The sequence below is a fragment of the Alsobacter sp. genome (assembly GCF_059501845.1).
Map to the genome: position 1 here is coordinate 404,213 of NZ_JCACDK010000014.1, position 26,444 is coordinate 430,656.

Annotated in this window: 24 protein-coding genes; 17 read left to right on the top strand and 7 right to left on the bottom strand. The window is 69.6% G+C overall.

The window, feature by feature from the left end; translation table 11 throughout:
- Positions 1-238 precede the first annotated feature (238 nt).
- The 8 genes from AC5JCN_RS12880 to AC5JCN_RS12915 all read left to right on the top strand — a co-directional run bounded on the left by AC5JCN_RS12880 (position 239) and on the right by AC5JCN_RS12915 (position 12,002).
- The gene (locus tag AC5JCN_RS12880; RefSeq protein WP_495755463.1) at positions 239-1,516 is read left to right on the top strand and encodes a glycosyltransferase family protein; all 1,278 of its coding nucleotides are present in this window, start codon (positions 239-241) and stop codon (positions 1,514-1,516) included.
- Complete coding sequence (locus AC5JCN_RS12885; protein WP_495755464.1) at positions 1,513-2,817, top strand: glycosyltransferase family 4 protein; 1,305 nt, start codon at positions 1,513-1,515, stop codon at positions 2,815-2,817. Before AC5JCN_RS12880 ends, AC5JCN_RS12885 begins: the two co-directional genes overlap by 4 nt.
- Positions 2,814-3,947 (top strand): glycosyltransferase family 4 protein, encoded by a 1,134-nt coding sequence (locus tag AC5JCN_RS12890; protein WP_495755465.1) that lies wholly within the window; start codon positions 2,814-2,816, stop codon positions 3,945-3,947. Before AC5JCN_RS12885 ends, AC5JCN_RS12890 begins: the two co-directional genes overlap by 4 nt.
- Positions 3,944-5,869 (top strand): glycosyltransferase, encoded by a 1,926-nt coding sequence (locus tag AC5JCN_RS12895; protein ID WP_495755466.1) that lies wholly within the window; start codon positions 3,944-3,946, stop codon positions 5,867-5,869. Before AC5JCN_RS12890 ends, AC5JCN_RS12895 begins: the two co-directional genes overlap by 4 nt.
- 88 nt (positions 5,870-5,957) lie before the next feature.
- Positions 5,958-7,850 (top strand): ABC transporter ATP-binding protein, encoded by a 1,893-nt coding sequence (locus AC5JCN_RS12900; protein WP_495755467.1) that lies wholly within the window; start codon positions 5,958-5,960, stop codon positions 7,848-7,850.
- Entirely contained in the window at positions 7,847-9,790 is a 1,944-nt protein-coding gene (locus AC5JCN_RS12905; RefSeq protein ID WP_495755468.1) for an ABC transporter substrate-binding protein, read from the top strand. The genes AC5JCN_RS12900 and AC5JCN_RS12905 overlap by 4 nt, the downstream gene beginning before the upstream one ends.
- Positions 9,791-9,795: 5 nt before the next feature.
- Positions 9,796-10,815 (top strand): ABC transporter permease, encoded by a 1,020-nt coding sequence (locus tag AC5JCN_RS12910; RefSeq protein WP_495755512.1) that lies wholly within the window; start codon positions 9,796-9,798, stop codon positions 10,813-10,815.
- A gap of 2 nt (positions 10,816-10,817) precedes the next feature.
- Complete coding sequence (locus tag AC5JCN_RS12915) at positions 10,818-12,002, top strand: ABC transporter permease (RefSeq protein WP_495755469.1); 1,185 nt, start codon at positions 10,818-10,820, stop codon at positions 12,000-12,002.
- A 43-nt stretch (positions 12,003-12,045) separates the two neighbouring features.
- On the opposite strand, the gene AC5JCN_RS12920 is transcribed toward AC5JCN_RS12915, so the two are convergent.
- Positions 12,046-13,416: a glutamate--cysteine ligase gene (locus tag AC5JCN_RS12920; protein WP_495755470.1), complete on the bottom strand. Its 1,371-nt coding sequence runs from the start codon at positions 13,414-13,416 to the stop codon at positions 12,046-12,048.
- Between the two features lie 168 nt (positions 13,417-13,584).
- Positions 13,585-14,328, bottom strand: coding sequence for a 16S rRNA (uracil(1498)-N(3))-methyltransferase (locus tag AC5JCN_RS12925; RefSeq protein WP_495755471.1), 744 nt, complete (start codon positions 14,326-14,328; stop codon positions 13,585-13,587).
- 152 nt (positions 14,329-14,480) lie between these two features.
- Here AC5JCN_RS12925 and AC5JCN_RS12930 point away from each other — a divergent pair, with 152 nt between their 5' ends.
- Positions 14,481-15,005: a hypothetical protein gene (locus AC5JCN_RS12930; protein WP_495755472.1), complete on the top strand. Its 525-nt coding sequence runs from the start codon at positions 14,481-14,483 to the stop codon at positions 15,003-15,005.
- On the top strand, positions 15,002-15,952 hold the full coding sequence (ubiA, locus tag AC5JCN_RS12935; protein ID WP_495755473.1) for a 4-hydroxybenzoate octaprenyltransferase: 951 nt from the start codon (positions 15,002-15,004) through the stop codon (positions 15,950-15,952). The genes AC5JCN_RS12930 and ubiA overlap by 4 nt, the downstream gene beginning before the upstream one ends.
- Positions 15,953-15,961: 9 nt before the next feature.
- Here ubiA and AC5JCN_RS12940 read toward each other — a convergent pair whose 3' ends face one another.
- Positions 15,962-16,513 carry a DUF6101 family protein gene (locus tag AC5JCN_RS12940; protein WP_495755474.1) on the bottom strand — a complete coding sequence of 184 codons (552 nt, stop codon included), beginning with the start codon at positions 16,511-16,513 and terminating at the stop codon, positions 15,962-15,964.
- Between the two features lie 226 nt (positions 16,514-16,739).
- Here AC5JCN_RS12940 and AC5JCN_RS12945 point away from each other — a divergent pair, with 226 nt between their 5' ends.
- Genes AC5JCN_RS12945 through lpxK form a run of 5 tightly spaced genes read left to right on the top strand, consistent with a single transcriptional unit; the run spans position 16,740 to position 20,957 of the window.
- Entirely contained in the window at positions 16,740-17,570 is an 831-nt protein-coding gene (locus tag AC5JCN_RS12945; RefSeq protein WP_495755475.1) for a 3'(2'),5'-bisphosphate nucleotidase CysQ, read from the top strand.
- A 48-nt stretch (positions 17,571-17,618) separates the two neighbouring features.
- Positions 17,619-17,882: a DUF4170 domain-containing protein gene (locus tag AC5JCN_RS12950; RefSeq protein WP_495755476.1), complete on the top strand. Its 264-nt coding sequence runs from the start codon at positions 17,619-17,621 to the stop codon at positions 17,880-17,882.
- Between the two features lie 27 nt (positions 17,883-17,909).
- Complete coding sequence (locus AC5JCN_RS12955) at positions 17,910-18,650, top strand: lysophospholipid acyltransferase family protein (RefSeq protein ID WP_495755477.1); 741 nt, start codon at positions 17,910-17,912, stop codon at positions 18,648-18,650.
- The gene (locus tag AC5JCN_RS12960) at positions 18,647-19,936 is read left to right on the top strand and encodes a 3-deoxy-D-manno-octulosonic acid transferase (RefSeq protein ID WP_495755478.1); all 1,290 of its coding nucleotides are present in this window, start codon (positions 18,647-18,649) and stop codon (positions 19,934-19,936) included. Before AC5JCN_RS12955 ends, AC5JCN_RS12960 begins: the two co-directional genes overlap by 4 nt.
- 28 nt (positions 19,937-19,964) lie before the next feature.
- On the top strand, positions 19,965-20,957 hold the full coding sequence (lpxK, locus tag AC5JCN_RS12965) for a tetraacyldisaccharide 4'-kinase (RefSeq protein ID WP_495755479.1): 993 nt from the start codon (positions 19,965-19,967) through the stop codon (positions 20,955-20,957).
- On the opposite strand, the gene AC5JCN_RS12970 is transcribed toward lpxK, so the two are convergent.
- The 4 genes from AC5JCN_RS12970 to xseA form a co-directional block, all read right to left on the bottom strand.
- Positions 20,958-21,179, bottom strand: coding sequence for a DUF2093 domain-containing protein (locus AC5JCN_RS12970; protein ID WP_495755480.1), 222 nt, complete (start codon positions 21,177-21,179; stop codon positions 20,958-20,960).
- Positions 21,180-21,301: 122 nt separating this feature from the next.
- A complete protein-coding gene (locus AC5JCN_RS12975) occupies positions 21,302-21,700 on the bottom strand; it encodes a VOC family protein (RefSeq protein ID WP_495755481.1) in 399 nt (132 codons plus the stop codon).
- Between the two features lie 81 nt (positions 21,701-21,781).
- Positions 21,782-22,471: a helix-turn-helix transcriptional regulator gene (locus tag AC5JCN_RS12980; protein WP_495755482.1), complete on the bottom strand. Its 690-nt coding sequence runs from the start codon at positions 22,469-22,471 to the stop codon at positions 21,782-21,784.
- 15 nt (positions 22,472-22,486) lie between these two features.
- Complete coding sequence (gene xseA, locus AC5JCN_RS12985) at positions 22,487-24,058, bottom strand: exodeoxyribonuclease VII large subunit (RefSeq protein ID WP_495755483.1); 1,572 nt, start codon at positions 24,056-24,058, stop codon at positions 22,487-22,489.
- A 110-nt stretch (positions 24,059-24,168) separates the two neighbouring features.
- Here xseA and purD point away from each other — a divergent pair, with 110 nt between their 5' ends.
- Complete coding sequence (purD, locus tag AC5JCN_RS12990) at positions 24,169-25,452, top strand: phosphoribosylamine--glycine ligase (RefSeq protein WP_495755484.1); 1,284 nt, start codon at positions 24,169-24,171, stop codon at positions 25,450-25,452.
- 55 nt (positions 25,453-25,507) lie between these two features.
- Positions 25,508-26,410, top strand: coding sequence for an alpha/beta fold hydrolase (locus tag AC5JCN_RS12995; RefSeq protein ID WP_495755485.1), 903 nt, complete (start codon positions 25,508-25,510; stop codon positions 26,408-26,410).
- Positions 26,411-26,444: the final 34 nt, after the last annotated feature.

Consider the following 26,444-nt stretch of genomic DNA (forward strand, 5'->3'; position numbering starts at 1 on the left):
CCGCCGATGACCCGATTACCTGATGCGGCCTTGCACGACCGGCGAGGTGGTTCGGCGGTCTCGCCCGCGGAAAGCGGAATTCGGCTTCCGAACGAATTTGCGATGGTCTATGGATTTGGGTCATGCGGCCGTGGCGCCCCGGTCTTGCGGCCGTCAATCGAGTGTCGTTTTCAGCTTCTACCGCTTGTTCCTCCGGCGGCAGGACCGATCGAGGCGCGCGCATGGGGGTCCGTGTGTGATGTTCTACGCTAAGCCGGATCCCTCCCCGGTGCCTATCCAGGGCGGCCCCCGGTCGCCCCGTATCCTGATTTACAGCCACGACACCTTCGGACTGGGTCATCTGCGGCGCTCACGGGCGATCGCCAATGCTCTCGTGCATGCCAACCCCGATGCGTCCGTCGTCATCATCTCGGGGTCGCCGATCATCGGCAGCTTCGATTTCGGCAATGGGGTCGACTTCGTTCGCGTGCCGGGCGTGGTTAAGCTTCCCGACGGCGACTACACGAGCCTGAACCTCAATCTCGGGCTCGACGAGGCCGTCGCGCTGCGCCAGAGCATCATAGCGTCGACCGCGGCGACGCTGGATCCCGACCTCATCATCGTCGACAAGGAGCCGACAGGCTTTCGCGGCGAGATCATCCCGACGCTGCGGTCGGCGAAGGCGCGCGGGGCGCGCCTCGTTCTCGGCATCCGCGACGTGATGGACGAGCCGGCCTTGCTCGTGCCGGAGTGGGAGCGCAAGGGCGCTGCCGAGGCGCTGACCGAGTTCTACGACGACATCTGGATCTACGGCCTGCCGGAGGTGTACCGGCCGCTGGAGGCGCTGGGACTGCCCAAGGCGGTCGAGGACCGCATCGTCTACACGGGCTATCTGCGCCGGGAACTGCCCGACGCGCCGCAACTGCCGCGTTATCCGAAGATCACGCGCGGCCCTTTCGTCCTCGTCACGACCGGCGGCGGCGGCGACGGTCACGACCTGCTCGACTGGGTCATCTCGGCCTATGAGGCCGATGCGAGCATCCCGCTCCCGGCACTGGTCGTGTTCGGCCCCTTCATCCCGCAGGAGATGCGGCGTCGCTTCCTCGACCGCATCTCCCGCCTCGACAAGGTCGACGCGATCAGCTTCGACGCGAAGATCGAGCATCTGATGCAGAAGGCGACCGCAATCGTCGCGATGGGCGGCTACAACACGTTCTGCGAGATCCTGTCGCTCGACAAGCCGGCGCTCATCGTGCCCCGGCGCTCGCCGCGGCTGGAGCAGGCCATCCGGGCGCAATGCGCGGAACGCCTCGGCCTCGTGCACCAGATCGACGGGCTCGACGCGCCTGCGGAGCGGCACGACCCTCGCGAGATGGCGCGGGCCATCGCCGCGTTGCGCGACCAGCCGCCGCCCTCGCACGCCTTCGTGCCGGGACTACTCGACGGCTTGTCACGCATCGTCGAGATGACCCGGCCTTGGCTTGAGCAGGCACGCCACGCGCGGCGGCCGGCCGCGGTGGACATCGCCGCCGAATGAGCGCTCCCGCCCGCGGCGGATCCCTGCGCATGGCCGTTGTGGTGAAGGGATATCCGCGCCTGTCGGAAACCTTCATCGCCCAGGAGATGCTCGCGCTGCAGGATGCCGGCGTCCCCTTCGAGATCTGGGCGCTGCGGCGGCCGACCGACAAGGCCGTGCACGCCATGAACCGTGCCATCACGGCCCCCGTCGCCTATCTCCCCGAATATCTCTACCAGGAGCCCCTGCGCGTTCTGCGCGGCGCTGCGTCGGCCCTGGCAAGGTCGGGGCTGGGCCGGCTCCTCCGGATCTTCTGGCGCGACCTCCTGCGCGATCCGACCCCGAACCGGATGCGGCGGCTCGGGCAGGCCTTCGTCTTTGCGCGGGAGCTCGACCCGGAGATCCGGCACGTCCATGTGCACTACCTGCACACGCCGTGCTCGGTGGTCCGCTATGCCTGCCTCCTCAGCGGCCGCAGCTTCAGCTTCTCGGCCCATGCGAAGGACATCTGGACCACGCCCGACTGGGAAAAGCGCGAGAAGATCGCCGATGCGTCCTGGGGCGTCACCTGCACGAAGGCCGGGTTGGCCGAACTGCGGCGCCTTTCGCCGCAGGACGACCCGGAGAGGGTGCGGCTCGTCTATCACGGCCTCGACCTGTCGCGCTTTCCCGCTGCGCCATCCGGCCGTCCGGCCCGGACCGGAACCGACGCGTCGGATCCCGTCGTGATCCTCTCCGTTGGCCGCATGGTGGCGAAAAAGGGCTATGGCGACCTCCTCGAGGCGCTCTCACGCCTTCCCGAGAGCCTCGCCTGGCGCTTTGTCCATATCGGCTCGGGCGAACTCGGGCGGACGCTGCGGGCGCAGGCCGAGCGGCTCGGGATCGCGGATCGCATCACCTGGCGCGGCGGGCAGGCGCAGGACGCGGTGCTCGCCGCCATGCGCGAGGCAGACCTATTCGTCCTGCCGTGCCGGGAAGGCGACAAGGGCGACCGCGACGGCCTGCCGAACGTCGTGATGGAAGCCTCAACGCAGGCGCTTCCCCTCCTCTCCACGCGCTTTGCCGGCGTTCCGGAGTTCGTGCGCGACGGGGTGGAAGGCCTTCTCGTTGCGCCCGGCGACCCGCAATCGCTCTCGGAGGCGCTGGCCCGGCTCGTCTCGGACGCAGCCCTGCGCGTTCGCCTGGGGGCAGCCGCAGAACGGCGGGTCAGGGAGGCTTTCTCCTTCGACTCCGGCATGGCGGTGCTGCTGGCCCTGTTCGCCGAGGAGGGCGTGGGACCCGGCACGCCCGGAATGCGCCCCGCCTCCCTCGCCGCAGAATGACCCGGGTCCTCTTTCACGCGCCGCTGAAGCCCGCGGACTATCCGGAGCCGTCGGGCGACCGGACGATGGCCCGGCTCCTCATAAGCGCGCTGAAACGGGCCGGCTTCGAGGTGGAGGTCGCCTCCACGCTGCGCATGTATGACCGCGCCGGGGATGCCGCGCTTGCGGCCGACCTGGAGGGGCGGGCCCTCAATGAGGCGGAGGCGCTGGCCCGGGACATCGCGGGCCGCCCTGCCGCGCGCAGGCCGGCGCTGATGTTCACCTACCACGTCTACTACAAGGCGCCCGACGTGCTCGGCCCGGCCATGGCAAGGCGCCTCGGCATTCCCTACTGCATCGTCGAGGGCTCGCGCTCACCCAAGCAGGCGTCAGGGCGCTGGGCTCGCGGCCATGCGCAGGCCGAGGCGGCGCTCGATGCGGCGGATCTCGTCTTCGTCGTCAACGGGCGTGACAGGCCGGCGCTGGAGGCGGCCCGGCCTCCCCGTCAGCGCCTCGTCGACCTGCCGCCCTTCATCGACGCTGCCTCGTGGCCACCGGCACCGGCGCGTTCCCCGCTGCGGCCCGGCGACACGGTGACGCTGCTCACCGCCGCCATGATGCGACCGGGCGACAAGCTGGCCTCCTACGGGCTTCTCGCGGAGGCTCTGGCCCACGTCAGCGACCTGGAGTGGCGGCTCGTGGTGGCAGGCGACGGAGCGTCACGCGGCGACGTCGAGGCGCTGTTCGCGCCGTTCGGCAACCGCGTCAGCTATCTCGGCCTGTGCACGCACGAGGACCTGGCCCGCGCCTATGGAGCGGCGGACCTTCTCGTCTGGCCCGCGGTGAACGAAGCGTTCGGAATGGTCTTTCTCGAAGCGGCGGCCTGCGGATGCCCCTCACTTGCCGGCCGCTTCGGCGGCGTTCCCGATGTCGTTCGGGACGGGCAGACCGGACGGATCGTCGAGGCGGGCAGTGCGAGGGCCTTCGCGGCGGCCCTGCGCGACCTTTTGTCTGATCCCGAGCGACTGCGGACGCTTGGACGGCAGGCTTCGGCCTTTGTGCGGGGCGAACGCGACGTCGACGGGGCAGCGGCGATCCTGTCGCGCGAACTCGGCGCTTTGCTCCGGCCCGCGGTGGAGGTTCTCAGGTGAGCGAGGGCCGCCTCACCATTCTCCTGGCAGTCACTCACCTGCTGGGTGTCGGCCATCTCTCCCGCATGGCGGCGCTCGGCCGCGGCCTCGTGGAGGCCGGCCACCGCGTGGTTCTCGTTTCGGGAGGGCGGCCGGCGCCGACGATTCCGCTCGGAGGCCTGGAACTCGTCCAGCTGCCGCCCGTGCACTGCATCGGCGTGGATTTCCGTACGCTGCTTGACGACACGGGAGAACGGGCGTCCGAAGCGATGATGGCGTCCCGTGTCGCGCATCTGATGTCGGCCTTCCGCGGCACGCGGCCGGACGCCGTCGTCGTCGAGCTCTTTCCCTTCGGCCGCCGGCAGCTGGCGACGGAGTTCTCGGCCCTCGTCGAGGAGGTACGGGCTGCTGTTCCGCGCCCGGCCCTGCTCGTCTCGATCCGCGACATTCTCAATCCCCCCTCAACGCCCGGGCGGGCCGAAGAGGCTCTCGAAAGGCTCGGCGCGTTCGACCGGGTTATGGTGCATGGCGACCCGAAGGTGGCACCGCTCGATGCCTCCTGGCCGGTCAACCCCGTTCTCGCGACACGGCTCGCCTACACGGGCTACATTGCCGAGGGACTTGAGGCAGAGGCCGCGGACGATGGCCGTGGCGACATCCTCGTCTCCGGCGGCGGCAGCCCGGCGAGCCTGCCGCTGTTCCGGGCCGCGCTGGGGGCAGCCGCGATCGACCCCGGCGGCCGGCGCTGGCGCATCCTCGTGGGGCATGGCGTGCCGGAGAACGAGTTCGAGAAGCTGCGCGCCGCCGCGCCGCCGTCTGCCGTGGTCGAGAGGGCGCGAAGTGATTTCCGCTCGCTCCTGGCGGCAGCAGCCTGCTCGGCCAGCCAGGCGGGCTACAACACCATCGTCGACGTGCTGAGGGCCCGCGTTCCCGCGGTCATCGTCCCGTTCGAGGCCGGCGACGAAAAGGAACAGCGCTGGCGGGCCGAGCGCTTCGCGGCGCGCGGGCTGGCCGCCGTCGTAACGGAAGGCGAGCTGAGTCCTCGGTCGCTTCTCTACGCGGTGTCGGACCGCCTGGCCGCCGGCGATTCCTCTCTGGGCGAAGTACCCGCGCTCGACGGCGTCGCGCGGTCGGTGGCCGTCATCGAGAAGGAGGCGTCTGCCGCGAGGCGCCGGCACTCGCTTCGGGCGCGGATCACTGCAGCCCTCGACCGACAGGCAGCGGCGGGAACCCGCTTTCCGTTCTGGTGGCGTGACGACGATGCCGTCGAGCCGACGCCTGCCCTCGACCGGCTCCTCGCTCTTTCGGAGCGCACGCGGGTTCCGGTTGCGCTCGCCGTCATTCCGGCGGCCCTGCGCCCCGGTCTGGCAGAGGTCGTGGCGGACCGGCGCGGGGTGATCGTTCTCCAGCACGGCTGGTCCCACGCCAACCACGCGCCGCCCGGCGCGAAGAAGGCCGAGCTGGCGGGACAGGACCCGGGCGCCAGGCTGGACGAGCTGGCGCGCGGGCGGGACCTGCTGGCGGCCGTGTTCGGCGAGGCGTTCCTCCCTGTCCTCGTCCCGCCATGGAACCGCATTGCCGGCGAGCTTGTCCCTGCCCTCCCGGGCCTCGGTTTTTGTGCCCTGTCCACCTTTGCAAGGGACGACAAGGCTTCGGCCACACCGGGCCTCGTGCAGATGAACACCCATCTCGATCCCGTCGCGTGGCACGAAGGCCGAGGCCTCGCCGCCGAGGAAGAGCTTCTGGCCAACCTTGCGGAGGCGATCGAAACGCGACCTCGGGAACCATTCGGAATTCTGACGCATCATCTGGTCCATGATTTCTGGACGTGGCGGTTCATCGGCGACGTCCTCGACCTCCTGGCGGGCCACGACGGTGCACAGGCCCTCGATGCCCGGGGGGCTCTCGCGGCAGCCGCGGGCGAAGACGTATTGGCGGATTGAGACGACCGGGTTGACGAACTTGCGCTAAGTCCTTTCCGCCGAGCCTCTGGTCGGGCTATCAGTGGAGAGAGGAAACGCGGAGACCGCCTTGAAGGAGCCGCTCGTCAGCATCCGTGACCTCGCCGTCACCTTCGATGGCGACACCGGACTAGTGGAAGCGGTCAAGGGCGTGTCCTTCGACATTGCCGCAGGCCGGACGCTCGCCGTCGTCGGCGAATCCGGTTCTGGCAAGTCCGTCACGGCGAACGCCATCCTGCGGCTGCTTCCCAAGCGCGGAAAGATCGCGCGAGGGTCCATCCTGTTCCGGGATCCCCGGTCGGGCGAAAAGACCGACATCGTCGGGCTCGACCCGATGAGCTCGCAGATGCGTGCCATCCGGGGCGGCCGCATCGCGATGATCTTCCAGGAGCCGATGACTTCCCTGTCGCCACTGCACACGGTCGGTGACCAGGTGACCGAGGCGCTGCTGGTCCATTCCGAGGTCACCCGCAAGGAGGCGGACGAGGCCGCCATGGCGGTGTTCCACCGCGTCGGCTTCCGCGATCCCAAGCGGATGCTCAGCACCTACCCGTTCGAGCTCTCCGGCGGCATGCGGCAGCGCGCGATGATCGCGATGGCGCTGATCTGCAAGCCCGCCATGCTGATCGCGGACGAGCCGACAACGGCCCTGGACGTGACGACGCAGGCGCAGATCCTCGCGCTCATCAAGGACCTGCAGGCCGAGACCGGCATGGGCGTCCTCCTCATCACGCACGACCTCGGCGTGGTCGCCAACATGGCCGACGAGGTCGTGGTGATGTACCGGGGCGAGGTGATGGAGCGGGGCGATCGCGAGGAAATCTTCCGACGGCCCCGCCATGCCTACCTGACCGCGCTGATGCGGGCCGTGCCCCGCTTCGACATGCCGCGCGGGGAGCGCCTGACGCCGCTGCGCGCCATCGCGATCGATCCCGCCGGTGCCGCCCGGGCCGCCAACTGCGAGCACCCGCCGGTCCCGGCCGGTCGCACCGTGCTCGAAATCGCAAACGTGTCGAAGACGTTCACGCTGCGCGCCGGCGCCTTCACGGGCGGGCCGGAGAAGGTGCACGCCCTCTCAGACGTCAGCCTCGCCATCCCGGCGGGCACGACCGTAGGCCTCGTCGGCGAATCCGGGTCCGGAAAGACGACCCTGTCCAAGATCATCATGCGCGCCATCGCACCGGATACGGGCCATGTGCGGTTCGACGACGGCTCCGGCCCCCGCGACGTGTTCGCGCAGAAGGGCAAGGACCTGTTCGCCTACCGCCGCGCCGTGCAGTTCGTGTTCCAGGACCCGTTTTCGAGCCTCGACCCGCGGATGACGGTGTTCGACATCCTCGCCGAGCCCCTGCGCATCCACTCCATCGGGGACGAGCGGGACCGGCTGCGGCGGGTGAAGGACCTGCTGTCGCTCGTCGGGCTCGACCAGCGCTCCATGCGCCGCTACCCGCATTCCTTCTCCGGAGGCCAACGCCAGCGCATCGGCCTGGCCCGGGCGCTCGCGCTCAACCCCGCCGTCATCCTCTGCGACGAGCCGACCTCGGCACTCGATGTCTCCGTCCAGGCGCAGATCCTGAACCTGCTGAAGGACCTGCAGTCGGCGCTGGGGCTCTCCTTCTTGTTCGTCTCCCACAACCTCGCCGTGGTGGACTACATGGCGAGCAGCATCGCCGTGATGTGCCGGGGGGTCATCGTCGAGCAGGCGCCGAGAGAGGCTCTGTTCCGCAACCCGCGCCACCCCTACACGAGGGCCCTGCTGGCGGCGGTGCCGACCCCCGACCTGGACCATCCGCTCGACTTTCCCGCGGTATGCGGCGCCAATCTTTCCGATCCCGGCGAATGGCCGGCGCCGTTCACCTTCCATCCCGGCCGGAGCCGACCGGAGATGGTGGAAGTCGCGCCGGGTCACCATGTCTGCATGGCGGGGGAGCCCGACGCCCCCGCGCTGAGGGCTGCGTCATGACACGGAGAGGCGGTACCGGACCGAGCCGCCGCGAGGCGATGGGAGTGCTGGCGGGGCTGGCTGTGTTCGCGGCCGGCGGACGGGCTGCATTCGCCGCGGGCTTCCAGTTCCAGGATTCGCCGGAGCTTTCCGACAAGGTGAGCAAGGGCGAGCTGCCGCCCGTCGCGGAGCGCCTGCCGCGCACGCCGCTGGTCGCCGACCTCGCCTCGCGCGGTCGCCAGGAGGGCAAGTACGGCGGCGAGATGCGCACGCTCGCGGCCAAGGCCCGCGACCTGCGGTACATGTCGGCCAACAGCTATACCCGCCTGATCGGCTATGACGAGAAGCTGCGCCTGCAGCCCGACCTTCTCGAGGCCGTCGACATCGACGGCGACCGCATCTTCACCTTCACGCTGCGCGAGGGGCACCGCTGGTCGGACGGCTCGCCGTTCACCACCGAGGACTTCCGCTACTACTGGGAAGACATCGCCAACAACAAGGAGCTGAGCCCCTCGGGGCCGCCCGAGATCTATCGGGTGAACGGCAAGCTGGCGACCTTCGAGGTGCTGGACGACCGGCGTGTCCGCTACACGTTCGACGGACCAAATCCGCGCTTCCTCCCCGCTCTGGCCCAGCCGAGGCCGCTGCCGGCGTTCGTGCCTTCCGCCTACCTGCGCAACTTCCACAAGAAGTACCGGGACAAGGCGGAGCTGGAGCAACTCGCCGCCAAGTCGAAGATGAAGTCCTGGGCGACGCTCCACAATCGGCTGGACGACCCCTATGAGAACTCCAACCCGGACCATCCGACTCTGGGGCCGTGGCGGGTCATCACCGCTGCGCCGGCCAACCGCTTCCTGTTCGAGCGCAACCCCTATTTCCACCGGGTCGATCCCAGCGGCCGGCAGTTGCCCTACATCGACCGGGTGATGGTGGAGATCGCCGCGCCGGGGCTGTTCGCCGCCAAGGCGAATGCCGGCGAGGTCGACATCCTCGCGCGTGGCCTCACCATGAACGACGCGCCGGTGCTGAAGGAGGGCGAGAGCTCGCACGACTACCACACGATGCTGTGGCCGAACGCCCGCGGCTCCGCCTACGCGCTCTATCCCAACCTGAACACGAATGACGACGTCTGGCGCAAGCTGAACCGCGACCTGCGCTGGCGCAAGGCGCTGTCGGCGGCCATCGACCGGCGCATCCTGAACAATGCGCTCCTGTTCGGGCTCGGCACCGAGGGCAACAACACCGTCGCGCCGCAGAGCCCGCTCTACAACGACGCTTTCCGCACCACGAACGGCACCTTCGACCCCGACCTCGCCAACCGCCTGCTCGACGAGATCGGCCTCACCGGTCGTGATTCCAGCGGCTTCCGGCTGCTCCCGGACGGGCGCACGGCCGAGATCGTCGTGGAGGTCGACGGCGAGGCGGCCGACACCGTCGACGCGTTGCAGCTGATCGGAGAGATGTGGCGCGACGTCGGCATCAAGCTCTTCGTCAAACCTCAGGACCGCTCGATCCTGCGCCAGCGCAGCTTTTCCGGGCTGACGGTGATGGTGGCCTCGACCGGTCTCGACAACGCCGTCCCCACCGCGCAGATGCCGCCGACCGAGCTGGCTCCTGCCCGGCAGGAGAATTACGCCTGGCCGAAATGGGGCCAGTTCTTCGAGACGGCCGGCAAGACGGGCGAGGAACCCGACCTGCCGGAGGCCAAGCGCCTGATGGAGCTCTACCGCGGCTGGCTCGGCACGGCCGGGGAAGAGGAGCAGGCCACGATCTGGGGCGAAATGCTCCAGAACCATGCCGACAATCTCTGGACCATCGGCACTGTCTCGGGCGAGCTGCAGCCCATCGTCGTCAACAGCAGGCTGCGCAACGTGCCGAAGGAAGGCCTGTTCTCCTGGGAGCCCACCTCCCTGATGGGGATCTACCGCATCGACGAGTACTGGTTCGGGGACAAAGCCTGATGGGCATGGCGTTCTACCTCGGGCGCAGGCTCGTGACGATGGCGATGACCCTGCTCATCATCTCGGCGCTGGTGTTCATCATCATCAAGCTGCCACCGGGCGACTTCCTGACCAACCAGATCGACGAGCTGCGCGCCCAAGGCGACGCCTCGGCGACCGCAAAGGCCGAGTTCCTCCGCGCGCAATACGGCCTCGACCGCCCGGCATGGGAGCAGTATCTGACCTGGATCGGCCTGTGGCCGGGGCCCAACGGCATGTCCGGCCTGATCCAGGGCGACTGGGGCTGGTCCTTCGAGTACCAGCGTCCGGTCAACGAGGTCGTCGGCGGAGCCCTGGGCTTCACGATCCTCGTCAACATCGCGACGGTGATCTTCATCCACCTCGTCGCGATCCCGATCGCCATCTACTCGGCGACCCGGCAATACTCGATCGGCGACTACATGGCGACGCTGATCGGCTATATCGGCCTCGCGACGCCGAACTTCCTGCTTGCGCTCATTCTGCTCTTCTACCTGAACCGATGGTTCGGCGTGTCCATCGGCGGCCTGATGGATGCGTCCTACGCAAACACCGACTGGTCCATGGGGAAGGCGGGCTCCATCGCGGCGCACCTCGTCGCGCCCGTCGTCGTCATCGGCCTTGCCGGCACGGCGGCCATGATCCGCCGCATGCGGGCGAATTTGCTGGACGAGCTGAACAAGCAATACACCGTGACGGCCCGCGCCAAGGGCCTGAAACCGCTCCCGGCCCTGCTGAAGTACCCGTTCCGGATGGCCCTGAACCCGTTCGTGGCGGATATCGGCAACCTGCTGCCGCACCTCGTCTCGGGCTCGGTCCTCGTTTCGCTGGTGCTCAGCCTGCCGACGGTCGGCCCGGTGCTCCTGCAGGCCTTGAAGCAGCAGGACCAGTATCTCGCCGGCTTCATCCTGATGTTCGTCGCGGTGCTCACCGTCGTCGGCATGCTGATTTCCGACCTGCTGCTCGCGGTGATCGATCCCCGCATCCGGTTCGGCAAGCGGACCTGACGATGAGTTCTGCGCCCGCCCCCCTGACGCACGATCCGATGGCGCCTGGCCACTACGTCAACCCGGCGCCGTTCAATCCTGTCGGCGACGAGGAGATGACGAAGGCGGAGGAGAAGTTCTACTCCGCCTCGGCGATCAAGCTGATCTGGTGGAAGTTCAAGCGCCACCGGATCGCTCTCGTCGCCGCCATCTTCCTCGGCGTGCTCTACGCGAGCCTGCCCTTCGTGGAGGTGATCGCTCCTTACGGCATCTCGCAGCGCCACGGCGACCACCTCTACGCTCCGCCGCAGCGGGTGCACCTGTTCCACGAAGGCCGCTTCGTGGGGCCCTACGTCTATCCCTATACGTTCAACTTCAACCGGGAGACGTTCCAGCGCGAATACGTGGTCGATGCGGCCCAGCCGCAGCCGATCCGCTTCTTCTGCCAGGGCTCGCCCTACATGTTCTGGGGGCTGTTCCAGGCGCGCTTCCACCTGATCTGCCCGCCGGAGGGCGGGACGATGTTCCTGGTGGGAACGGACAAGCTGGGGCGCGACCTGTTCTCGCGCATCATCTATGGCGCAAGGATATCGCTGACCGTCGGCATCATCGGCATCGCCGTCTCCTTCGTCATCGGGCTGACACTGGGAGGGCTGGCCGGCTATCTCGGCGGCTGGGTGGATGCCACCGTGCAGCGCGCGATCGAAATCCTGCGGTCGCTGCCGGAACTGCCGCTCTGGCTGGCGCTCTCGGCTGCCCTGCCGGCCAACTGGAGCCCTGTGCTGGTCTTCTTCGCCATCACGCTCATCCTCGGGCTGCTGGACTGGCCGGGGCTAGCGCGTGCCGTGCGATCAAAGCTGCTCGCCCTGCGGGAGGAAGACTTCGTGCGCGCGGCCGAACTGATGGGAGCCTCGCGGGCGCGCATCATCGGCGGACACCTCGTGCCGAACTTCATGAGCCACCTGATCGCCAGCGCGACGCTGTCGATCCCGTCCATGATCCTGGGCGAGACGGCCCTGTCCTTCCTCGGCCTCGGCCTGCGGCCGCCGGTGACGAGCTGGGGCGTGCTGCTCAACGAATCGCAGAACCTCGCCGCGGTGAACCTCTATCCGTGGCTGCTGGCGCCGATGATCCCGGTGATCCTCGTCGTCCTCGCCTTCAACTTCTTCGGCGACGGGCTAAGGGACGCGGCCGACCCCTACACCTGAGGGCCGGCCTCGAAAGGGCGGCACTCGCGGCGAAGGTGTCAGCTCAGTACGCAAATTCCTCGAAGACCGGCCGCACGTCCTCGCCCCAGGCGCCGTGGTAGCGGGACAGCAGCACCTCGGCTGTCGTCCGTCCGCTCTGGACGATCTCGTGCAGGGGAGCGAGGTATCCGGTCTCGTCCTCGCCGGCCGCATTGCGGCGGGCGCGGCGGCGCAGGCCCTCTTCGGACAGGGCCAGGACCTGCCGGGCGACATCGCGCAGCGTGCCGCCGCGGAACGGGGTGGCGAGGCCGTTCGCCGCCACCTCGTCGCGCAGGGCCTGGCGCTCATGCGCCGTCCAGTCGTGGACGAGGTCCCAGGCGGCGTCCAGCACGCCCTGGTCGTAGAGCAGCCCGACCCAGAACGCCGGCAGCGCATTCAGCATCGGGACGGGGCCGCAGTCGGCGCCACGCATCTCCAGGAAACGCTTCAGCCGCACCTCGGGGAACATCGTCGACAGGTGGTTCGCCCAGTCGGAGATCGTCGCGCGCTCGCCCGGCAGGGCCGGAAGCTTGCCGTCCAGCAGGTCGCGGAAGGACTGGCCGGACGCGTCGATATACTCGTCGCCCCGCTTGACGAAGTACATCGGCACGTCGAGCGCCCATTCGGCATAGCGCTCGAAGCCCATCCCGTCCTCGAAGGCGAAGGGCAGCATGCCGGTGCGCGCCGCATCCGTATGCCGCCAGACCTCCGAACGGGTGGAGAAGTATCCGGTCGGACGGCCCTCCGCGAAGGGAGAATTGGCGAAGAGCGCGGTGGCCAGCGGCTGCAGGGCAAGCGACACCCTGAGCTTGCGCACCATGTCGGCTTCCGAGCAGAAGTCGAGGTTCACCTGCACCGTCGTGGTGCGGAACATCATGTCGAGCCCGCGCGTGCCCACCTTCGGCATGTAGGAAGACATGATGCGGTAGCGCGACTTCGGCATCACGGGGATTTCGGCGCGGGTCCAGAGCGGCTGGTGGCCGAGGCCGAAGAAGCGCATGCCGAGCTGCTCGCCCACCGCCTTCACCGCATCCATGTGGACGCGCAGTTCGTCTGCGGTTTCGTGGATCGTCTCGACCAGGCCGCCGGACAGCTCGAACTGGCCACCGGGCTCCAGGGAGATGGCGCCGGATCCGCCGGGATCGAACAACCCGATCGGCCGGCCGTCCTCCACGATCGCATCCCAGCCCGTGCGCGCCGCGACGCCATCCAGCAATGCGCGGATGCCGCGGGGGCCGTCATAGGCGACAGGCGACAGGTCGTTTTCGTAATAGGCGAACTTCTCGTGCTCGGTCCCCAGCCGTGCTTGCGATGCGGGCTTGCAGCCCGCCGCGAACCACGACACCAGCTCGTCGTGGCTCTCGATCGGGGTGGGATCGGACTGGTCTCGGGCCATCGGCGGTTCCTCGGGGCAGGAGCCGCGTCCGCGGGTCCCCAACGCTCACGACATTCCGCCGGCGGCGGAGCGGCAACATCTAGTCGCCTCCGTGCATCGTGGCAACGATGAGGCAGTCATGCAGTTGCGCAAAGTCGCTTCAATGCAAACGAGCCATGTGGGACCGGCTCAATCCCGCCAGTCGCCGAGGACCGACTGCACCAGCGCGAGCGCGGCGACCGCGGCCGTGTCGGCCCGCAGGATCCTCGGCCCGAGCGCGATCGGCATCGCAAAGGCAGCAGCGAGCAGTGCCTCGCGCTCCTGCGGCGCAAAGCCGCCCTCCGGCCCGATCAGCACGGCGAGCGGTCCCCGCCCGAGCCCGGCCAGCGCCGAGAGAGGGTCGGCCACCGGGGCCGCCTCGTCGCAGAAGACGATGCGCCGCGCGGGGTCCCACTGTTCCAGGAGCCGGTCGAAGCGGACTTCCTCCTCCACCGGCGGAACGGACAGGATGCCGCACTGCTCGGCGGCCTCGACCACGTTCGCACGCATGCGGTCGAGGTTGATGCGGCTCACCTGTGTGTAGCGCGTCAGGACGGGGCGGATGGAGGATGCCCCCATTTCGACCGCCTTCTGCACGAGATAGTCGAGCCTGGCATGCTTCAACGGCGCGAACAGCAGGTGCAGGTCGCCCGCCGGAGGCTGCGGACGGATCTGCTCCTCCGCCACCACCTTCAGCGCCTTGCGGTTTCCCCCAGCGATGCGGACCCGCCATTCGCCGTCGCGCCCATTGAACAGCAGCACGCTGCCGCCCTCCGTGAGGCGGAGCACCGTCGCGAGGTAATGAGAGGCCTCGCGGCTCAGCTCGATCGTCGCGCCTTCCGAGAGCGCGTCGGGGACATGCAGGCGGTGTGCGGCGTAATCCACGTCAGGCAAGCGCTTCTCCAGTCTGGCTGCGGCGGCCGGCATCAGGTTCGCAGAGCAGCCGGAATTCCGCCCGGATTCAAGGGCACTGACCACCGCCGAGTTGCCCTGATGGGTGACGCACGTTATTCAACGGCTCGAACCAACGCAGGATTTGCCTCGTCATGCGCGTCGCCTCGTCATCAGCTCTCGCATCGCGGACCCCCGTTCGCCTGCGCGCGATCCTGTTCGGCGCCCTTGCTGCATTTGCGGTTGCCGGCGGTGCCGCGGCTCAGGATGCGGGGGCAGCCGCCGCGCCGGGCGGAGACGCAAACAGCGACTGCCTGAAGATCGGCAAGTCGCTGCAGGTTCGTGCCGGGCTGGTGACACAGGCGCAGAAGCTGGGCAAGAAGAGCAAGCCGGACGTGTTTTGCTCGGTCTACACCCGGATCTTCGCCAACGGTACCTCGCTGATCCCCGAGCTCGAGCGCAACGCAGCGTGGTGCCATGTGCCCGACAACGTGATCAGCGCGATCAAGTCGCAGCATGCGCAGGTGACCAAGGCGAAGGGCCAAGCGTGCCAGGCCGCAGCCCAGTTCCGCAAGATGGAGCAGCAGGCGCGCCAGAACGCGCCGCGCGAGCAGGCTCCGTGGGGCGGCACCGGCGACGTTCTCGGCGGTCCGTTGCGCGTTCCCCCGGGCGCCCTGTGAGCGATGCCGCGGGTCTGGGCGGGGCACCCGTTCCGGACGCGCCTGCCGGCAACTGGGTAGACCGCCTCGCACCGCCCCGCCTGCGGCCTTTTCTCAGGCTGGCACGCGCCGACCGGCCAATCGGGTGGTGGCTCCTCCTGCTTCCCTGCTGGTGGTCCGCAGCTCTCGCCACAGAGTTCACCGGGGGCGGGCTGCCCTCTCCTGTCCTGCTGGGCCTGTTCTTCATCGGCGCGGTGGCGATGCGCGGGGCCGGCTCGACCTACAACGACATCGTCGACCGCGATCTCGACAAGCGGGTCGCCCGGACCCGCGGCAGGCCCATCGCCTCCGGACAGGTGTCTGTGACGGGTGCCTTTGTCTTCGTGGCGCTGCAGTGCCTCGCTGGGCTCTTCGTGCTGCTGACCATCCGGCCGCTGGATCCGTTCGTCATCGGGCTCGGCTTCGCCGCGATGATCCCTGTGCTTGCGTATCCCTTCATGAAGCGCATCACGTCCTGGCCACAGGCAGTGCTGGGCCTGGCCTTCTCGTGGGGTTCGCTGATGGGCTGGGCCGCGGTCACCGGCAGCCTCGCTGCGCCGGCGCTGCTGCTCTATGCCGGCACCGTGCTGTGGGTCATGGGGTACGACACGATCTACGCCGTGCAGGACGTCGAGGACGACGCACTGGCCGGCATCCGCTCCACGGCACTGCTATTCGGGCCACGGACGCGCGCGGCGGTGGGCGTGTTCTACGGGCTGGCCTGCGTGCTGATGCTGGGCGGGCTGTGGATGGCGGGAGCGGGGCCTCTGGCTCTGGCGGGACTTGCCGCCTTTACCGCTCACCTCGCAAGCCAGGTCTGGCGGCTCGATCCCAATGACGGCGTCGCCGCGCTTCGGCTTTTCCGGTCGAACCGGGACGCGGGACTGCTGCTTTTCGCGGGGCTGACCGCGTCGTCGCTCGCCGCCTGAGGCTTTCGCTCAGCTGCGGGCGATGATCTCGCGTTCGCGCCGGACGATCGGGCGGTCCGGCAAGCGGCCGGTCTTGCGGCGCATCAGAAAACGGGGCCGCCGGCTGGCCGGCACGCGGCGGATCCGCCGGTCGTGCTGGGCCCCGAGGCGCACATGCCCGATCTGGTCGAAGGGCTCGACGAGCGAGCCATCCTCGCCCTGGATCAGCAGCGGCAGGCCGAGGTCGAGGCCGGCGCGGCGCCACTGCGCGATCACGGCTGCATCGTCACAGACACGATAGAGTTCCACGGGCTCGCTGCCGTCCACGAACAGGACGGCGATTTCGAACCACGGCCGGTCGTCCCCGGGCACATTGACACGCCGCAGCAAGACGCCGCGGGCATGCCGCATGACCGTGGCCCGGCCTGCGATCGGACCCTCGGCGAGGACCACCCGGTCGCAGCCGAAGATTTCAGTGCGGCACTGACCGTCCACGTTCGTGCAGACATCCGCGCCAATGATGTTGAGCCTGTATCCCGGGGCGGCGATGTCGATCCGCTCGGGTGAACGCAGTTTCCGCATCGGTCATCGTCCCTGTCGGCAGCAGATCCGCAGTCGCGATTACTCTCGCGATTGCATCCTCCGATACCGTGTCATGGACCATTCTGACTTAAGGCTTTCGGTTAACGATCCATTCCCACCACGTTAACGACCGTTTTCCTTGACGGAACCTTGCCTGCGTGCGGCCAGTCTTTCCTTGTCGCAATGCAGCATCGGCAGTAGAAATCGCGGCGTCCACGGAAACCCCATGCCGGAAATGTCAACGATCCCCGCTGCGATTCTCGCGGCAGCCCGCGAAAGCGTCGCCGAGGCGGGGCGGATGGCGCTCGCCCATTTCCGGCCGGGCTCACAGACCTCGGCGCAGGTGCACTTCAAGGCGGGCGGCTCGCCGGTGACGGACGCGGACCTCGCCGTGGACCGCTTCCTGCACAGCGCGCTGCTGGGGCTCGCCCCGGACTTCGGGTGGCTCTCCGAGGAAACGGTGGACCATCCCTCCCGCCTGCAGCGGAGCCGGGTGTGGGTGGTGGACCCGATCGATGGAACCCGCGCCTTCGCCAGGGGCGACACGGACTGGACGGTGGCGGTGGGGATCGTCGAGGACGGAAGGCCGGTGGCAGGATTCGTTTTTGCGCCGGTCCGGGAGCAGTTCTACGAGGCACTCCCGGGCGCAGGCGCCTCGCTCAACGGGCGTCCCATCTCCGTCACTTCCCGCGACGTGGTTTCGGGTGCGACGCTGGCTGGGCCGAAGCCGGCGCTGGAGACGGTCGCCGCCCTGCACGGGGCGGTCACCATGGCGCCCAAGATCCACTCCCTCGCCTACCGCATTGTCCGGGTTGCCGAGGGCGTGCTGGACGGCGGCCTCGCCGGAGGCGCTTCCAATGACTGGGATCTCGCCGCGGCACACGCCGTGCTTGCGGGAGCAGGGGGCGAGCTCGTCGGCCAATCCGGTGAGGCGCCCCGCTACAACCGGCCGAGTACGGTGCACGAGCCGCTCGTGGCAGCCGGCCCCGGGCTGTCCGGACAGCTCGTCGCCGCGCTGCGGGCGGACCCGGGACGCCCTCCCCGGCGCAGGACTTGACCCGCAGATCCCCTCCCTCTACCGAGCCCCCGCTTTCAGGAGCCTCCAATGAGCAAGAGCAAGAGCCCGGACCGTCAACTTCCCCATCTGGTTTTCGGAGGAGAGCTCGTGTCGCTTGACGACATGGAGTTCAAGAACCTGGCGGAACTCGACATCGTCGGGATTTATCCCAACTATGCGACCGCCTATTCGGCGTGGAAAGCCAAAGCGCAGGCTACCGTGGACAATGCCCACATGCGCTATTTCATCGTACACTTGCACAGATTGCTCGATCCGGATCCCCTTCATGACCCTAATACCGCGGTGGTCTGACGGCCCCCGGTCCCCGCAGGCTCGGACATGCTGACGGGTCTCCTCGGCTCCGCGCCAGTGCAGTCCGGCCTCGGCCGGCTGCTCGCCGCCTATCTGCGGCTGGTCGGCCGGACCAACCGCTTCGTCACCGATCCTCCGGACCTCTTCGACCGGCTCGATCGCGAGAAGCCCTTCATCTGCGCGCTGTGGCACGGCCAGCACTTCATGATTCCGCTCGGCAAGCGGCCGCAGGACCGCTACGCCGTGCTGATCTCGCGCCACGGCGACGGCGGCATCAACGCAGCCGCCTGTGACGCCTTCGGCATCCGTGCGATCCGGGCCTCGGGCGGCAAGCCGCAAAAGATGCACCGGCGCGGCGGAATCACCGGCCTGCGCGAGATGCTGCGCGCGCTGGAGCAGGGCGACAGCATGACGCTGACCGCCGACATCCCGAAGAAGGCCCGCATCGCCGGGGCGGGGATCGTCACCCTCGCGCGCATGTCGGGCCGGCCGATCTTCCCGGTCGCGGTGGTCACGAGCCGGCGCATCACGCTCAACAATTGGGACCGGGCCAGCATCGGCCTGCCCTTCGGGCGCGGCGTCGTCGCCATCGGCGAGCCGATTCGCGTCGCCCGGGAGGCGGACGAGGGCGAGGTCGAGCGCGCCCGTGTCGCGGTCCAGGAGAGCCTCGACGAGGTGCATCGCCGGGCCTATGCGCTCGTCGGGGCCGCCGACCCCGGAGCCGGCCTGCGCTCCACAGCCGCCCGCAGGGTGGAGAGCGTGGCGTGACCTCCCTGCCGCTGCCGCTCAGGCTCTATCGTGCCGGGTCTTCCCTCCTCGGCCCGCTGACGCGCGTCCTGCTGGAGGAGCGTGCCCGGCGCGGCAAGGAGGAGCGCACCCGCATGGGAGAGCGGCGCGGCGATGCCAGCCGGCCGCGCCCGCCCGGGCGCCTCGCCTGGCTGCACGGGGCGAGCGTCGGCGAGACGCTGTCGCTGCTGCCGCTGGTCGACAGGCTGATCCAGCGCGGCTTCAGCGTCCTCGCCACCTCCGGCACCGTCACTTCAGCACGCCTCCTCGAGCGCCGGCTCCCGGCCGGCGCCGTCTATCAGTTCGCGCCGGTCGACGTGCCGGTCTATGCCCGCCGCTTCCTCGACCACTGGAAGCCTGACCTGGTGCTGGTCGCCGAGAGCGAGCTGTGGCCCAACCTCATCATCGAGGCCGAGCGCCGGAGCGTCCCGATGGTGCTGGTGAATGCCCGCATGTCGGAGCGCAGCTTCCGGCGCTGGCAGAAGCTGCCCTACAGCATCGCCGCCGTGCTCGGCCGCTTCCAGCTCTGCCTCGCCCAGACGCCGGCCGACGCGGACCGGCTCTCCCGCCTCGGCGCGTCGCGGGTGGGCGTCACCGGAAATTTGAAATTCGACGCCCCTGCCCCTCCCGCCGACCCGCTGCGGGTTTCGGCGCTGAAGGGCCTCGTCGCCGACCGGCCGGTCTGGATGGCGGCCTCCACCCATCCGGGAGAGGACGAGCAGGCCCTGGCGGTGCACGAGGCGCTCGCGGGCCGCTTCCCGGGCCTGCTCACCATCCTGGCGCCCCGCCATCCGCAGCGCGGCAGCGAAATCGCCGCCATGGCCACCGAACGCCGGCTCACGCCGGCCCAGCGCTCGCGCGGGCTCGACCCCGATGGCGCGACAGACGTCTACGTCGCCGACACCATCGGCGAGCTGGGGCTGTTCTACCGCCTGGCCGAAGTCGTCCTGATGGGCGGCTCGCTGGTGCCCCATGGCGGGCAGAACCCGATCGAGCCCGCCAAGCTCGGAGCGGCGATCCTGCACGGCCCGCATGTGCACAATTTCGCCGACGTGTTCGCCGCGCTCGACCAGCAGGGCGGCGCCATCGCCGTCGCCGACGTGCAGCAGCTCGCGGCAGCCGTCGGCATCCTCCTGCAGGACGGGCATCGCGTGCGCACCATGGCGCGCGCTGCCGCGGCGACCGTCGAGGGGCTCGGCGGCGCGGTCGACCGGACGATGCAGGCCATAGAACCCTTCCTCATGCAAATGCAGCTGGAAGCGCGCTGACCATGCTCCCGCGCAGCGGAGCGGCCTGATGCGCGCGCCGGAGTTCTGGTGGCGGACGCCGGGCCTCGCCGCGCTGGCGCTGTCTCCCCTGTCCGCCATCTACGGATCCATCGCAGGGTCGCGCATGCGCCGGCAGGGCGCTGCGGCTCCCGCGCCGGTGCTTTGCGTTGGCAATCTCGTCGCGGGCGGCGCCGGCAAGACACCCGCGGCGCTGGCCATCTCGATGCGGCTCGCCGAGCTGGGCCGCAGGCCCGTGTTCCTGTCCCGCGGTTATGGCGGACGTCTCGCCGGGCCCGTGCGCGTGAACCCGGACCAGCATACCCCGGCCGACGTGGGCGACGAGCCCTTGCTCCTCGCGCGGGCGGGCCCGGCGGTCGTGGCGCGTGACCGCCCGGCCGGGGCGGCACTGGCGGCGGAAATCGGCGACGTGGTGGTAATGGACGACGGCCTCCAGAACCCGTCGCTCCGGAAGGATGTGTCGTTTGCCGTGGTGGATGCTGCGACTGGCGTCGGCAACGGCTTCTGCCTTCCCGCAGGTCCGCTGCGTGCTCCGCTGGCGGCGCAATGGCCGGCCGTCGACGCCCTGATCCTGGTGGGCGAGGGCGAGGCCGGAGACGAGGTCGGCCGCCTCGCGGAGCGGCAAGGGAAGCCCGTGCTGCGGGCATGGCTCACGCCGGACGCAGCGGTGGCTGCAAGGCTGGCCGGCGTCCGCGTGTTCGCCTTCGCAGGGATCGGCCGGCCGGAGAAGTTCTTCGAGACGCTGCGCCGGTCCGGAGCGCTCGTGGAGCAGACTCGTGCCTATCCCGACCATCGGCCCTATGCGGCGGGCGAGATCGCCCGGCTGTTGGTGGAGGCCGGGGCGGCAGGGCTGCTCCCGGTCACGACGGAAAAGGACATGGTGCGCGTCCGCGCGGTGGCGCCGGACGTCGCAGAGGGGATTGCCGTGCTGCCGGTGACAATGCGATTCGCGGATGAGAAGCGCCTCGGCGACCTGCTGGCAGGCCTGAGGAAGCCGGGCTGATCAGGCCTTCGCCTTGATCCCCATGCTGGCCAGAACGGCGTCGCGCGAGACATAGGCCTCCTGCCGGTCCACGGACCAGTAGCGCAGCTCCTCGAGCGGGATGGCCTGCCGCGTCACGGCGCAGCGGACATAGGCACCAGGCTTCACGACCCGGAATTCTCCGTCGAGATATTCCAGGACGGCCTCGCCCTGTGCGACCGGTCTGCGGTCGAAACGGTTCATGGAACCCTCGGTCCTGCCGTCTGCCGGGCCTGCCGGCGTGTCGTCAGTCTCATAAACTACCAGCCGGTGCGATCCAAGCCCCGCGCGCCCGCTCCGGTGAAGCCCGGAGCGGGCGGGGCGCCTCACATGACGGCGTGGAGGCCAACACGGTTCCCTTCCGTGTCCATGATGATGACAAACGCGCCCATGCCGTCCGGCAGTTCCACCCGCGGGCCGGCGAGACGACCGCCCAGACGCCCGACGTCGGCGACCATGCGGTCGAGCATGCCGTCGGCGTTGAGGTAGACGACGGGACCGCCGTCACCGGGTCGATGGGCAGGCCCTCTGGCAATGCAGCCCGAGATCCCCACGCCGCGCTCGTAGGGGAAGACGGCCATGACGTTGGGCCCCATCGTTTCGCGCTTCAGGGTGACGCCGAAAAGGCCTTCGTAGAAGCGCACCGCGCGGTCGAAATCGGCGGCGGGAATATCGAACCAGACAGCGACGGTATTGCGGACGGCGGCGGCGGTGGCGGCGGTCATGGTGTCCTCCTCAGCGGGCCCGGCAGGTGCCGGCGAGGAGGACGATGCGGCGGGCCTGCTGACAGGTTCCGTCAGCAGCGTTCACTCCGGGACGCCCGACGGCAGTGTCGCCCGCCATTCGCGCAGCAGTGCCGCCCGGCGCCGCGGCAGCCGATCGGGCATCACCTCGAAGCGAACGATCCTGTCCGTCCGGAAGTGGCGGTAGCCCTCGCGCAGCTCGCACCACGCCGCCAGCACGCGGGCACGCTCGAAGAAGGCGATGGACACGGGCCAGACGGTGCGCTCCGTTTGCTTCGCCCCGTCGTCATAGGTGATCCTGACCTTGCGTTCGCGCCGCATCGCCTCCCGCAAAGCGGTGAGCGCGGCGCCGACCGCGGGAGGATCCTCATACGCCGGGACGATGAAGCCGGTGGTGTCCATGGCATCCGCCCGGTCCGGCGGCAGCACGGCGCGGATTCGGGCGAGCAAGGTGGCCGCGGCAGCCGCGAGGCGCGGGTCGGAATGGCCGGTGACCCATTTGGCGCCGAGCACCAGGGCCTCGGTCTCGTCCTCTCCCAGCGTCATGGGCGGCAGGAAGAACCCGGGGCGCAGCACGTATCCGAGGCCCGCCTCGCCTTCCACCGGCACGCCTTGCGCCTGGAGACTGGCCACGTCACGGTAGAGCGTCCGCAGGGACACGCCGAGTTCCTGCGCCAGCACCATGCCCGTGACGGGCCGCCGGCGCCGGCGCAGCGCGTCCATGAGGGCAAGCAGGCGTTCGGCACGGGTCATCGGCTTCTCGGCGGCTCAGCCGGTAAACAGGCTGCCCTGCCCTTCGGGCGCCGGCTTCGGCTTCCCGGACGGCTTCGGCCTCGCGCCCTCCCCCGCGACGGCCCGGACGTGGCCGTCGGAGAATTGGATATCGAGGGTCATGCCGGCCGCAACGTCCGCGGCGGCACGCAGCGGTTTGTCGTCCGGGCCGCGTACCAGCGCAAAGCCGCGCCGTAGCACGCCCTCGTAGCTGTAGGAGACGAGAAGCTGGCCCTGCGCGGACAGGCGCTCCTGCCGGAGCCGGACCAGCGCGCGCATGGCTGGCTCGATGCGCACGGCGAGGCGGGCGAGCCGGTCCCTGTTGTTCTCGATGCGCACGGCGGCCGTCCTTGCCCAGGCCAGCCGAGCCGCGTCGAAGCGGCCGGCCAGCACGGCGTGCCGGTCGCGCTGGCGTGCGAGGTGCCGATCGAGGGCGGCAGGCAGCCGCGAACCGTAACCGTCCAGCCTCTCGCGCATGACGCCGAGTTGCGCGCGGGGCGAGCGCCGGGCCAGCCGCGCCGAGAGATCGGCCAGCCGCTGGGCGTGGCGGCGCGTCGCGGTGGCGAGCGCCTGGTCGAGCCTGTTTGCCGCGAGGTCGAGCCGCTGGCGAGGCGCGGCGACCAGCATGTCGGGGCGCGGCAGCCCGCGCGCGAGCCCCTTGATCCGCTCGCGCCGGGCCTCGACGCCGCGCAGAAAGGTTCCGATGAGCCGCCGCCCGAGGTCACCCGCCGTGGCCATCAGTTCGGCGCGGACGGGCACGGCTTTCTCGGCCGCGCCCGTGGGCGTCGGCGCTCTCCAGTCGGCGGCGAAGTCGATGAGGGTCGTGTCGGTCTCGTGCCCCACCGCCGAGATCAGCGGGATCATGCTCTCGGCGGCGGCCCGGACCACGAGCTCGTCGTTGAAGCCCCAGAGGTCTTCGAGCGAACCGCCGCCGCGGGCAACGATCAGCAGGTCCGGCCTCGGAATCGGCCCGCTCTCCGGCAGGGCGTTGAACCCCCTGATGGCCGCCGAGACCTCCGCCGCGCAGGTCTCGCCCTGCACGCGGACCGGCCAGACGAGCACGTGGCGGGGAAAGCGGTCCTCCAGCCTGTGCATGATGTCGCGGATTACGGCGCCGGTCGGCGAGGTGACGACGCCGATGACGCGGGGAAGGAAGGGCAGGAGCTGCTTTCGCTCGGGAGCGAAGAGACCCTCGGCGGCGAGGCGCTTGCGCCTGTCCTCCAGCTGCGCGAGCAGCGCGCCGACGCCAGCTGGCTCCAGCGTGTCGATGACCAGCTGGTACTTGGATTGCCCGGCGAAGGTGGTGATGCGCCCCGTGGCGATCACCTCCATCCCCATCTCTGGCTTGAAGCGCAGCCGGCCGGCCGTGCCCTTCCAGATCACCCCGGCAAGGCAGGAGCGCTCGTCCTTCAGGTCGAGATAGACATGTCCGGACGAGTGGATCTTCACTCCCCCCAGCTCGGCGCGGACGCGGACATGGCCATAGGCGTCCTCCAGCGTCCGGCGCAGGGCGCCGGAGAGCTCGGAGACGGTCCATTCGGGGGCATTGCTGACGACGGGTTCGGACATGCTTCGCAGCATAAAGGATTCCCGCACGGCTTGTGGACCCCGGGCGCACGCCATTGATCCGCCGTGCCGCACCCCCTAGGACACGCGGAGGCCGCGACGGGAGACGCCGCATGAACATCCTGCTGGTCGGATCGGGCGGGCGCGAGCACGCACTCGCCACCGCGATAGGCCGCAGCCCGCGCTGCGGGACGCTCTTCGTCGCACCCGGGAATCCGGGCACGGCGGAGGTTGCCGAGAACGTCACGGTGAATGTCGCCGACCACGACGCCGTCATCGCATTCTGCCGGTTGATGGGCGTCGGGCTCGTCGTCGTCGGGCCGGAGGCGCCGCTGGTGGCCGGGCTCGCCGATGCGCTGGAGGCGGCAGGCATCCGCTGCTTCGGGCCGAGTGCCGCTGCGGCGCAGCTCGAGGGATCGAAGGCCTTCACCAAGGAGCTGTGCCGCGAGGCCGGCATCCCCACCGCCGCGTTCGCGCGCTTCACGGCGCCCGGCCCGGCCAGAGACTACGTCCGTACGCAAGGCGCGCCCATCGTGGTCAAGGCGGACGGGCTTGCCGCCGGCAAGGGTGTCGTCGTCGCGGCCACGGTCGACGAGGCCTTGGAGGCGGTCGACATGATGTTCTCCGGCGGCCTCGGCAAGGCTGGCGAGGAGGTCGTCATCGAGGAGTGCCTGTTCGGCGAGGAAGCGTCCTTCTTCGCCCTGGTCGACGGCGACACGGCCCTGCCGCTCGCCTCGGCGCAGGATCACAAGCGCGTGGGGGACGGCGACACCGGTCCCAACACGGGCGGGATGGGTGCCTATTCGCCAGCCCCCGTCGTCACGCCGGAGATCGCCGAGCGAGTGATGGCCGAAATTGTCCGTCCCACCGTGGCGGCGATGAAGGCGCGGGGCACTCCCTTTCGCGGCGTCCTCTTCGCGGGGCTGATGATCACGGCCGAGGGGCCGAAGCTCATCGAGTACAATGTCCGCTTCGGCGACCCCGAATGCGAGGTGCTGATGCCCCGGCTGCTCGACGACCTGGTCGAGCTCCTGGAAGCGACGGTGGACGGCAAGCTGGCGGGCCGCACACTCGGCTGGCGGCAGGAAGCGGCGCTCACCGTCGTGATGGCGGCCGAGGGCTATCCCGGCACGCCGCGCACGGGAACGGAGATCAAGGGGCTGGACAAAGCCGGGGCGATGGAGGGCGTCACCGTCTTCCATGCCGGAACGAAGACAGCGCCGGACGGCACGCTGCTGGCCAATGGCGGCCGGGTGCTGGCGGTCACCGCGCTGGGCTCAACCATCGCCGCCGCGCAGAAGCGGGCCTATGAGGCGGTGGACGCGATCGACTGGCCGGGCGGCTTCTGCCGCCGCGACATCGGCTGGCGGGCGGTGCAGGACGAAGCGGCGGGGTGACGTGGCGTCCGGAGCGGATAAGGTGCGCACCGGGTGATGCAGCACGGGAACGTCCATGTCCGATCTCGCCGACCTCTTTCCCGGCTTCGAGAGCCACTGGATCGACACCCAGGCCGGGCGCATTTTCGCACGCTCCGGCGGCAGCGGGCCGCCGCTGGTCCTGCTGCACGGCTTCCCGCAGACGCATGTGATGTGGCACCGGCTGGCGCCCTCGCTGGCGCAGCGCTTCACGGTCGTGGTCCCCGATCTGCGCGGCTATGGCTGGTCCTCCGTGCCGGAGAGCGAGGGCGGGCAGGCCTACAGCAAGCGCGACATGGGCGGTGACGCCGTGGAGGTCATGGAGGCCCTCGGTCATGTCCGTTTCCACTGCGTCGGGCATGATCGCGGCGCGCGGGTGGCCTACCGCCTCGCGCTGGACCATCCCGGCCGCATCGACAGGCTGGCGCTCCTCGACATCCTTCCGACCATGACGATGTGGGACGACATGAACGCCGCGCGGGCGATGCAGGTCTACCACTGGACCTTCCTCGCCCAGCCCGCGCCGGTGCCCGAGCGGCTGATCACCGCCGACCCGATCCCCTGGCTCGAGCACACGCTGGCGAGTTGGACCAAGCCGAAGTCCCTGAAGCCGTTCGACGCCCGGGCACTGGCCCACTACCGCGCGGCCTTCAACAATCCGGACCGGATCCACGCCATGTGCGAGGACTACCGGGCCGGCGCCAGCATCGACCCGCAGCGCGACCGCGAGGACGTGGTCTCAGGCAAGCGCGTCCTGTCGCCGACCCTCGTCCTGTGGGGCGACGCGGGGATCCCGGCCGCGGGAGCAAGCCCGCTGGACATCTGGCGCGCGACACTGGCGCCCAAAGCCGAGGGCAGTTCGGTTGACAGCGGGCATTTCCTGCCCGAGGAGAACCCTGACGCCACGCTCGCGGCGCTGCTGCCCTTCCTCGCCGGGTGACGCGGCGGCGCTACCTCCTCCATCCGCGACACAC

Bases quoted from the DNA above. Each gene is read 5' to 3' on its own strand.
- AC5JCN_RS12945 (WP_495755475.1), top strand. From the start codon at position 16,740: ATGCCGGAAATGTCAACGATCCCCGCTGCGATTCTCGCGGCAGCCCGC.
- AC5JCN_RS12880 (WP_495755463.1), top strand. From the start codon at position 239: ATGTTCTACGCTAAGCCGGATCCCTCCCCGGTGCCTATCCAGGGCGGC.
- AC5JCN_RS12950 (WP_495755476.1), top strand. From the start codon at position 17,619: ATGAGCAAGAGCAAGAGCCCGGACCGTCAACTTCCCCATCTGGTTTTC.
- AC5JCN_RS12885 (WP_495755464.1), top strand. From the start codon at position 1,513: ATGAGCGCTCCCGCCCGCGGCGGATCCCTGCGCATGGCCGTTGTGGTG.
- AC5JCN_RS12920 (WP_495755470.1), bottom strand. From the start codon at position 13,416: ATGGCCCGAGACCAGTCCGATCCCACCCCGATCGAGAGCCACGACGAG.
- purD (WP_495755484.1), top strand. From the start codon at position 24,169: ATGAACATCCTGCTGGTCGGATCGGGCGGGCGCGAGCACGCACTCGCC.
- AC5JCN_RS12970 (WP_495755480.1), bottom strand. From the start codon at position 21,179: ATGAACCGTTTCGACCGCAGACCGGTCGCACAGGGCGAGGCCGTCCTG.
- AC5JCN_RS12905 (WP_495755468.1), top strand. From the start codon at position 7,847: ATGACACGGAGAGGCGGTACCGGACCGAGCCGCCGCGAGGCGATGGGA.
- AC5JCN_RS12955 (WP_495755477.1), top strand. From the start codon at position 17,910: ATGCTGACGGGTCTCCTCGGCTCCGCGCCAGTGCAGTCCGGCCTCGGC.
- lpxK (WP_495755479.1), top strand. From the start codon at position 19,965: ATGCGCGCGCCGGAGTTCTGGTGGCGGACGCCGGGCCTCGCCGCGCTG.
- AC5JCN_RS12980 (WP_495755482.1), bottom strand. From the start codon at position 22,471: ATGACCCGTGCCGAACGCCTGCTTGCCCTCATGGACGCGCTGCGCCGG.
- AC5JCN_RS12910 (WP_495755512.1), top strand. From the start codon at position 9,796: ATGGCGTTCTACCTCGGGCGCAGGCTCGTGACGATGGCGATGACCCTG.
- AC5JCN_RS12890 (WP_495755465.1), top strand. From the start codon at position 2,814: ATGACCCGGGTCCTCTTTCACGCGCCGCTGAAGCCCGCGGACTATCCG.
- AC5JCN_RS12930 (WP_495755472.1), top strand. From the start codon at position 14,481: ATGCGCGTCGCCTCGTCATCAGCTCTCGCATCGCGGACCCCCGTTCGC.
- AC5JCN_RS12915 (WP_495755469.1), top strand. From the start codon at position 10,818: ATGAGTTCTGCGCCCGCCCCCCTGACGCACGATCCGATGGCGCCTGGC.
- AC5JCN_RS12975 (WP_495755481.1), bottom strand. From the start codon at position 21,700: ATGACCGCCGCCACCGCCGCCGCCGTCCGCAATACCGTCGCTGTCTGG.
- xseA (WP_495755483.1), bottom strand. From the start codon at position 24,058: ATGTCCGAACCCGTCGTCAGCAATGCCCCCGAATGGACCGTCTCCGAG.
- AC5JCN_RS12995 (WP_495755485.1), top strand. From the start codon at position 25,508: ATGTCCGATCTCGCCGACCTCTTTCCCGGCTTCGAGAGCCACTGGATC.
- AC5JCN_RS12940 (WP_495755474.1), bottom strand. From the start codon at position 16,513: ATGCGGAAACTGCGTTCACCCGAGCGGATCGACATCGCCGCCCCGGGA.